The 8,602-nt window shown below is 70.9% G+C and carries 9 protein-coding genes; 2 read left to right on the forward strand and 7 right to left on the reverse strand.

Annotated features, from left to right (window positions below):
- Positions 1-13: 13 nt before the first annotated feature.
- The 6 genes from IG86_RS0132945 to IG86_RS43305 form a co-directional block, all read right to left on the reverse strand.
- Positions 14-964, reverse strand: a complete 951-nt coding sequence (locus IG86_RS0132945) for a DUF6339 family protein (RefSeq protein ID WP_030901882.1) — start codon at positions 962-964, stop codon at positions 14-16.
- The gene (locus IG86_RS0132950; RefSeq protein ID WP_030901885.1) at positions 961-1,944 is read right to left on the reverse strand and encodes a hypothetical protein; all 984 of its coding nucleotides are present in this window, start codon (positions 1,942-1,944) and stop codon (positions 961-963) included. Before IG86_RS0132950 ends, IG86_RS0132945 begins: the two co-directional genes overlap by 4 nt.
- Positions 1,941-4,034, reverse strand: coding sequence for a helix-turn-helix domain-containing protein (locus IG86_RS0132955; RefSeq protein WP_030901888.1), 2,094 nt, complete (start codon positions 4,032-4,034; stop codon positions 1,941-1,943). The genes IG86_RS0132950 and IG86_RS0132955 overlap by 4 nt, the downstream gene beginning before the upstream one ends.
- A gap of 80 nt (positions 4,035-4,114) precedes the next feature.
- The gene (locus tag IG86_RS0132960; protein WP_051785547.1) at positions 4,115-4,537 is read right to left on the reverse strand and encodes a very short patch repair endonuclease; all 423 of its coding nucleotides are present in this window, start codon (positions 4,535-4,537) and stop codon (positions 4,115-4,117) included.
- A gap of 103 nt (positions 4,538-4,640) precedes the next feature.
- The gene (locus IG86_RS0132965) at positions 4,641-4,937 is read right to left on the reverse strand and encodes a hypothetical protein (protein WP_030818823.1); all 297 of its coding nucleotides are present in this window, start codon (positions 4,935-4,937) and stop codon (positions 4,641-4,643) included.
- 39 nt (positions 4,938-4,976) lie between these two features.
- Positions 4,977-5,168, reverse strand: coding sequence for a hypothetical protein (locus IG86_RS43305; RefSeq protein ID WP_157854952.1), 192 nt, complete (start codon positions 5,166-5,168; stop codon positions 4,977-4,979).
- Between the two features lie 185 nt (positions 5,169-5,353).
- Between IG86_RS43305 and IG86_RS0132975 the strand changes: the two genes are divergently transcribed.
- Entirely contained in the window at positions 5,354-5,890 is a 537-nt protein-coding gene (locus tag IG86_RS0132975; protein WP_234316334.1) for a GNAT family N-acetyltransferase, read from the forward strand.
- Between the two features lie 34 nt (positions 5,891-5,924).
- Positions 5,925-6,941, forward strand: coding sequence for a hypothetical protein (locus IG86_RS0132980; protein WP_051785548.1), 1,017 nt, complete (start codon positions 5,925-5,927; stop codon positions 6,939-6,941).
- Here the strand turns inward: IG86_RS0132980 and IG86_RS0132985 are convergent.
- On the reverse strand, positions 6,911-8,272 hold the full coding sequence (locus IG86_RS0132985; protein ID WP_385873557.1) for a DUF445 domain-containing protein: 1,362 nt from the start codon (positions 8,270-8,272) through the stop codon (positions 6,911-6,913). The genes IG86_RS0132980 and IG86_RS0132985 overlap by 31 nt on opposite strands.
- Positions 8,273-8,602: the final 330 nt, after the last annotated feature.

Raw genomic sequence — 8,602 nt, forward strand, 5'->3', positions numbered from 1 at the left:
TCAGGCCACCCGGTCACAGGTGGTCCGACGGCTTGGTCAGGCTCACGCCCTCCGGCAGTCGAGGGTCGGGAACGCCCCCCTTGCGGGCCGAGCGGTCCCGAATCGGCGCCTCGGCCAAGAGCTGCTCGAAAATCGGGATCAGGGCATCGATCGAGGCACGGCTCACTTCGCCGTCCTGCGGGCCCTCCGGAAGGCGGTCCCAAGGCGCCGCGGCAGCGTCCTCCGCGTCGTCGATCCAGTCCTGGAGCGCATCGGTGTCAGCCGGCCGATCCGGCGCCAGCACGTCGTAGACCAAGGTGCTACCGGCCGCGTTCACCGCGGCCGAGAGCGCGTTGGCCTGATCTCCCGGGCGGGACACGCCTGCCGCGAGTCGCCTTTCGAGAACTCTCAGAATCGCCTGCGCCGTCGGGCGGTGATCGATCACGTCCAGGCGCATCGTGGTCTGCAACACGTCCTGCACCTGGCAGGCGGTCTCGGTCGGACGGTAGTCGGATCCATCGCGGAACAACTCGGCGGCCCACCAGAGTCTTGAGAAGGCCTGCGTGTAATGCGGGCCACAGAAGCGGGCCGCCGTCGCGGCGCCCGGTGCGCCGTCCGTATCCGAGCCCCGATGCCGCCACACGACATAGTCGGGGGCGACCACCATTGCGATGAAGTTCCACAGGCGCCCGTCAGCGGCCTCCGCCCGTGTCATGCGCAACGTGGCGTGTAGCCGAGGTGCGAACCAGCCGTCCGCAGCCGTGCGCCGACCCTCGAATCTGCGCATCGCCTCGTCCACCAGCACACGCACCGGCTCTGTCCGCCAACGCTGAGCGGCGCCCAGCGTTTCGGCCGCCCTCCGCAGCGCCACCTGAGGCGGCCGCTCTTGCCCCGTCTGCACCGCCCTACCGATGTGCTTGGCCACCGACGCATCCGTCAACATCCCCAGGATCGGCGGGAGTTCGCTGCCATCCGAACGGTTCATCGTGCACCACCGGCCCCTTCGAGGTTCTGCACGGAGCGCACGGCGTTGGTCAGGTTCCTCGTCGCGCGGCTTCGTCGCCCTGCTGCAAACTGCACGCCGGTCTGGATTTCCGCCCAGCCGTAGCCCTTCGTGCGTCGCTCGACGATCTCGTAGAGTGCGTCGGTCGGTTGACGTCCCGGCAGCACGTCCGGGAGCATCGATCGCAGTACCGACTCCCGCCACCCCTTCGGCAGCATCGGGGTTCCGTCCTCGTCCGTGTCCAAGTCGCTCACAGCCGTGTGGAACATCGCGGTCCAGGCGTCTTGGGCAATCTGCGTGGCCGCGAGATCCCGCAGCATCCGCTCTGCCGGGCTGCCACCGGAACCCCGTAGCGCCACCATCAAACCCTCGATGGCTCCGGTGTTGAGGTACACGGTCGGAACGTCACCCGTGGTCTCGACGATCCAGGCGGACTCCTTGTAGGGCCGAAGCCACTCGTGCTCCCCCTCCTTGAAGTCCACCTCGACGATATCGATCTCGCGTTGCCGGGCAGGGGTCGAAGCCTTCAGATCGACGTACCAGTCCTGTGTGGCGGACCCGACCAGCCGGCCCGCCACACCCTCCACCGTCGCCACCACCGAGACTCCGAGTGTGGCCCGTCGCAGGTGCGCCACACTGTCCAGCTCGATGGTTCCCTGCATCGTCCCGTCCGCCGACCTCGACAGAACGGCAGTCGTACGGGCGTTGGTCGCCTTTTCCGAGAGCACGGCCAGGAACACCACATCGGACCACGGTCCCGAGCTGATCTCCGCCTCCGGGAAGGTGACCGAGAGCCGTAGCCGTGCCCGCTCCCAAGCACCTCGCCCCGCCTGATGCAGGGCAACCGCCCGGTCCGTGGCCGAGATCATCGCGTAGGGCAGTTCCCGGTTGTCCACCGAGACGGACATGACCCTCAGCTCCACGTCCCCGAAGATGGTCGGATAGGGGAACACCGCCGTCACACCGAACCTCCGCGAGCCTTCTGAACCTCAACCACGAGTCGCGCGTACCCGCTGCGCACCGGGTGGGTGGCGGGATTCGTGACGCCTCGGAACACCGCCTTGCGCACTCCGGCCTCCACCACGAGGTCACCGTTCTCCACTCGGCAGTCCTCGTCGGCTTCCAGAGCCGCCCATCCGACCACCGGACGGCCGCCCGACCGAACATCGAACTTCGCCACAGGCGTCAGCCGCCACGGGTCGTCGGCCGCAGGGAGCTTGACTTCCACGGTCACACTCCAGGCGCCCGATTCCACCACATGCGCCGACACTCCACGGACGGTCGGGAACGCCTGGGTCCGCCGCGTCGGAGCGTTGGGGGCGTCCCAGGTCAACAGCTCACGCAGCGCGGCAGGACCGCCTGCACGCTTCGTCTCACGCCGTCCCACCAGAGCACGCACGGCCTTGTCGACATCACTGCGGAACTCTTTCAGACGGCTGACGGCACCACGCTCGTAGAGCGAAGTGAGTTCCTCCGTCCGGTCCCAGCGGTCATGCTCGGGCGGTTCCGAGGCGCGGAGGAACTCCTCGGCCAAGGCCACGTCCTCGCCGTCCCGGTCGGTCGCGTAGCCGGCCAGCAACACGGCCTGGAACGGCATCGTGCCCAAAGGTAGTTCGCGGGGACGATGCTCCGTGATGGTCATGCGGTTCCCCCGCATGCACACGACCCGGCTGTGCCGCTCGTCCGCGTCCGCAGCAGGAGTGAGCAGGAGGACCGCCAGGTGCTCGCGGCCCTTGTCCCGCGCCCTTCCACGCCCCTTCAAGGGCGTCACGATCAACGGAACCTCGGCCCGTGCCACCTGGTCCTCCGACGTGAGGCAGTCGACCGTGTGGCCGTCCAAGTGGGCTTGCAGCGCGCGGCTCAGGGCAGGATGGCGGGTGTACGGATCGACCCGTTCTTCGGGGACGACCACCTGCCCGTCGCGCAAGGTGGAAACGCGTGCCTCCAACAACGGGCCGGCAGCGACACCACCGACCATCGCCGCCCAGAAGCCGTCGCCCAGCGATCGCACCAGCTTGTCGTGGAGGTCACGCAAGTCCTCGGCGTCCCCAGACGCGTCATGGGCGCCGACCACCAGGAAGGACGTCCCCGGCTCACTCGTTCGCCGATCGAGGTGCAGGCTCCGCACCGTCTCCTCGTCGGCCCACCACGAGCGCGACACGTCCTTGTGCGCCGGGTCCGTGTCGGGCTCGCCGAACCAGGCCGGTCCCGCGAAGGCCTCGCCGTCGACCTGCCGCCACGGCAGGTCGAGCCGTCCGATGACACGACGCTCGGTCCTGCCCTCGTGCGGCTCGGAGAGTGTGGAGTTGATGAGGACGAGACCGAACCGGCTGGCAGCCCACAGGGTCGCCTTGCCCAGCCCGTACGAGCCGCCGGCACGACCTCCGGACTGCTTGTGACTGTCGAGCTGGCGTCTTACGACGGCGGCGAATCGACCGTCGTGGTACTCCGGCCCGGTAAGCCCGTTGGCGTTGAAGTCGTCCACCCGCAGGAGCACCAGCGAGTTCCTCGACTCCAGTTCGTTCAACGCCGCCCGCAGGCTCCTCGACACCTTCTGCTCCGCCGAGGCCGCGCGATCATAGTGGGGGCGCAACTCGTCCCACTGGAGTGCGGCCAGGAACGAGGAGAGGTGTTCACCTGTCAACTCGTGCAGCGTGTAGTGCACGCGAACCGGCGCTCCGACATCGCATCGTTCGTCAAGCGCGTTCTGGGTGGCCTCCCTGGCCAGCACAGACATGTCCGCGTCGAAGGCGAAGGCGGCGGCGTTGCCGTACTCACGCCCGCCGTCGGCATGAGCCGTGCGATGGTGCCACCGCAACGGACGGCCGGACGCCACGTCGCTGGTACGGCTGTCGACCAATGCAGGGTTGGTGCCGAACACCTCCGCGAGCGCCCTTTTGGTCTCCTCCCTAGGCTCCGCCCGGCCGTTCACCCAAGCGGAAACGGCCGCACGGGTCAGCCCGAGTCGGACAGCAAGGTCGGACTGGGACATGTCCATACGGTTCAACTGCCTTGCGAGCCAAGGGCCGAATTCCTCACCAGGGTGCTCCATGCATCGCCCTCCGCTGTCCGGCTCGCCACGGCCTACGTCTTGATCACCTTAACAGGAGCCATTTGACATGGAGGTCGTTGTCAAATATCCGAGACGGATCCCTGCATCCGGGTCCTGGGCCGCAAGTCGGCCCGACGGCTCGCGACCACGGCGAGCACTCGGGCCGCCGCCTCTTCCACCTGCTCGTGCTCCCAGACGCGCACCGAGAGCCATCCCGCCTCGGCCAGACGGCCGTCCGTATCGCGATCTCTACGCTGGTTGCCCTCGATCTTCGCTCGCCAAAAATCGGCGTTGTTCTTCGGCCACGTGGCATGCAGCGGGCAGCCGTGCCAGAAGCAACCGTCGACGAACACCGCCACACGCGTCGGCCCGAACACGATGTCGGCCTCGCGCCTCACACCCTTCACCGGCCTCCGATGGATCCGGTATCGAGCTCCCTTGGCGTGCAGTGCCTTGCGCAATGCGATTTCCACGCCCGTGTCGCGCCTCTTCTGGCGGCTCATTCGAGCACGGACGGTCGTCGTCGTAGCCAATTTCTCCACGCCCCATTGTGAACCGGACGGGTCGGTGGCTTCAGGCGCCGCTCGGTGAGGGCGAGCCTGCGGACTAGCGGTCGGCCGTGGCGTAGGTTGTGGCGGCCATGGCGGCTGCTGAGGTGAAGACCGCCGGCCAGGCACCGATCTTTTTGGCCAGGGGGTGTGAGGCCGCGAACGCGGCGACGTAGGCCGCGCCCAGGAGGGCCGTCGTCGTCGGCGACGTGCGGCGGTGCCATTCGCGGGCCGCGAGGGTGCCCGCCGCCGCGAGGACCACACCGCCGAGCGGCCGCTTGCCGGTCCAGCGGGCGGCGGCGTACCCGCCGACCAGGCCGCCCGCGGCTACGAGCGAGGTGGGGAACTGCGCCATGGTGGGGGCCTCCAGCCGTTCGAGCGTCACCGAACGAGGCTAACGCGCCCGGCGGGCGAAGCGGCGCGCGGCCGCCACCGCCAGCACGACGGCGGCCCCGCCCAGGACGTTGTCCGGGAGCGCGTCCTGGAGGGCCCGCGGGAGCACGGCCATGACCCCCAGGACCACGAAGAACGCCACCGCGCAGGCGGCCAGACCCATCAGGGCTCGGCTCAAGAGGTTGTTGCGCACGCTGGCTCAACGCCGGGCCGGGCGGGTCGATACGGGTGGTCCGCGTCACCGTACGGAAGTCGGATTTGTCGCACACCCTCCGGATCTGCGGACCTCCCCTCCCGGGAACGTCCCGGGCGTAGATTCGGTCTTCGATAGGGGCGATCCGACCCAAGCCACCCAAGCCGGCCCAAGGAGCTGCAAACGTGATCTGTTACGGACCGGCCGTCCTCGACCTGACGGACGAGCTCGCCGACACCTACGGCGAGGTCTTCTCCGCCCCACCGTGGAACGAAGATGAAGAAACCATTCGCCAGTTCGCTGTCCGGCTGCAGGCCGACAGCCGGCGCGCCGGCTTCCGCACCGCATTCGCACAGTCGACCCACGGCGTCGACGGATTCGCCACCGCCTGGCTGACGCCCCGCACCTTCCCCACGGACCGCGCCTACGGACAGGTCGCCGCGCAGCTCGGCCGGCAGCGCGTGCGCGAACTCCTCGTCGGCGCCCTGGAGATCGACGAGCTCGCCGTACGCCCGCACGCGCGCGGGCACGGCACCGGCCGCGCCCTGCTGGCGGAGATCACCGCCGACGCCCCGGACGACCGGGCCTGGCTGCTGACCGCCCGCGTGGCCACCGACACCGTGGCCACCTACCACCGGCTCGGCTGGCACGAGGTCAAACCGCTGCCCGGCACTGAGAACGGCGTCGTCGTCTTCCTCGCCCCGAACCACCCTTCGGCCTGAGCGTCGGCCGTTCGCCACCGGGCATACCGGGGGCATGATCACTCGTACCGCCCAACGCCAGCTGAACATGGCCACCCACCACCAGCTCCGCCAGGCCGGCATCCCGGCCGCCACCATCAGCGGCCGCAGCCGCCGGGGAGGACCCTGGCAGCGGCTCCTGCCCAGGGTGTACCTCCTGCAGACCGGCCCACCCGACACCCGGCAGCAGGCCCTCTCCGCCGTCCTGTACGCCGCCCCGCCCTCCGCGGACCCGCTCTCCGGCACCGCCGCCGCACTCACCGGCGGCGCGGCCCTCGCGCTCCTCGGCATCCGCGACGCACCACCCGAACCACTGGACGTCCTCGTCCGCGCCCCACGGTCGGTGGCGGCCGCCGGCCGCGTCCGCCCCCTCTCGACCGCCCGCTGGCCCGCGACCATCACCATCGCCGGGGTGCCCAGCACCCGTCCGGTCCGGGCGGCCACCGACTTCGCGGCCCGCGCGGACGACCCGGACCTGGTGCGCTCCGTCCTCGCGAACGTCGTCCAGGGCGGCTGGTGCCACCCGCACGACCTGCACGCCGAACTGCGCGCGGGCCGGATCCGGCACCGCCCCGCCGTCCGGACGGCCGCCGCCGAACTGGTCGCCGGAGTCCGGTCGATCGCCGAGGGCCGCGCACGCGACGCCCTGTCGGCCACGGACCTGCCCGCTCCGCTCTGGAACGCCCGGCTCTACGGACCCGACGGGTCCTTCCTCGCCAGCCCTGACGCGTACTGGCCCGATGAGGGCGTCGCGCTGGAGATCGACTCCGCCGAGTACCACTACACCCGCGACTCCTGGCAGGCCACGCTGCGCCGGAGACTGCGCATGGAGGCCCGGGGCGTCCTGGTGGTCAGCACGACGCCCGGGATCCTGCGCGAGGAACCGGCCGACCTGATCGCCGCGCTCCGCGCGCTCCTCGCCCTGGGCGACGCCCGCCCCGCACCGCCGGAGGTCACGGCCCGCGGCCACGCCCAGCTGGAGCTGCCGCTCCGGGCGTCCCCCTACGCTCCGAAGGCGCGGGACACCGTGTAGATCAGCAGGCCCGCCAGGGCGCCGACCACCGTGCCGTTGATACGGATGAACTGCAGGTCGCGGCCGATGTGGGCCTCGATCTTGCGGGAGGTGTGCTCGGCGTCCCAGGCCGCCACCGTGTCGGTGATCAGCGAAGTGACCTCGCTCCGGTAGGTGGTGACGACGTAGACGACCGCGCCCTCGATCCAGCCCTCCAGCTTCGCCTGCAGGCGGCCGTCCGTGGCCAGTCGCGCGCCCAGCGAGATCAGCGAGGCACGGACCCGCAGGCGCAGCTCGCTCTGCTCGTCCTCCGCCGTCGAGATGATCATCGAGCGGATCGCGGACCAGGCGGACGCGATGACGTCCTGGACCTCGTCGCGGGCCAGGATCTCCGACTTGAGCCGCTCCACGCGGGCCCGCGTCGCCGTGTCCGACTGGAGGTCCGCCGCGAAGTCCCGCAGGAAACGGTCCACCGCCGCGCGCGCCGGGTGCTCGGGCATGTCCCGCATCTCGGTGACGAAGCGGAGCAGCTCCTTGTAGACGCGCTCGCCCACCTTGCGGTCCACGAACCGCGGGGTCCAGCCGGGGGCGCCGCCCTGGACGGCGTCCGTGATCGAGTCCCCGTGGGTGATCAGCCAGTCGTGGGCCTTCGCGCAGACGAGGTCGACGGCGCGGCGGTGACCGCCGTCGGCGACGACCTTCTGCAGGGTCTTGCCCAGGCCCGGCGCGATCTCGGCGGACTCGGCGCGCCGCGTGATGGCCTCGCCGACGACGGCCTGCACGTCGGAGTCGCGCAGGACGGTCAGCGCGCCGCGCAGGGCGGTGGCCAGTTCGGCCGTGACGCGTTCCGCGTGCGCGGGCTCGGCCAGCCAGGCGCCGAGGCGGCCGCCGATGCCGAGGGCGTGGAGGCGGGTGCGCACCACCTCGGAGGAGAGGAAGTTCTCGCCGACGAACTCGCCGAGGGTGGCGCCGAACTGGTCCTTCTTCGTCGGGATGATCGCGGTGTGCGGGATGGGCAGGCCGAGTGGCCGCTTGAAGAGGGCGGTGACGGCGAACCAGTCCGCGAGCGCGCCGACCATGCCGGCCTCCGCGGCGGCGGCGACGTAACCGGCCCAGGCGCCGGCGCCCCAGGCGTGCTCGGCGTACGTGGCCAGCACGTAGACCACCGCCACCAGGAGCAACAGGCCGGTCGCGGTGGCCTTCATCCGGCGGACGCCGCGGCGGCGCTCCTCGTCGGCGGCATTGAACACGAACGCTCCGCGGGCGGGGGGCGGTGGGGGTGGTGGTACCGGCGCGGCTGTGCCGTTGGCTGTGACGCCGTCTCGGCCGCCGTCTGGGCTGCGGTTGTCCACGTGCTCCTGCCTTCCCCCGGGGGCGCCGGTTTTGTCTGCATAGCATCCGACTCCTGGGAGGCCGGTGGAGTTCCCGCCACGCCGTTCCGCTCCCGCGGCGGGTGGCAGTCCGGGGCAGCCCGGGGCCCGGTGCGGCCGTTCCGCTCCCGCGGGGTAGCGGTCCGGGGCGGCCCCCGGCCGGTGTGCTGGGGCTCTGCCCCAGACCTCGCGCCTCAATCGCCGGCGGGGCTTGGTTTGGCTGCGCCTGCCCGTCCGCTCCCGCGGGGGTAGCCGTCCGGGACGGCCCCCGGCCGGTGTGCTGGGGCTCTGCCCCAGACCCCGCGCCTCAAT

It is taken from the genome of Streptomyces virginiae, assembly GCF_000720455.1.
Classification (GTDB): Bacteria; Actinomycetota; Actinomycetes; order Streptomycetales; family Streptomycetaceae; genus Streptomyces; species Streptomyces virginiae.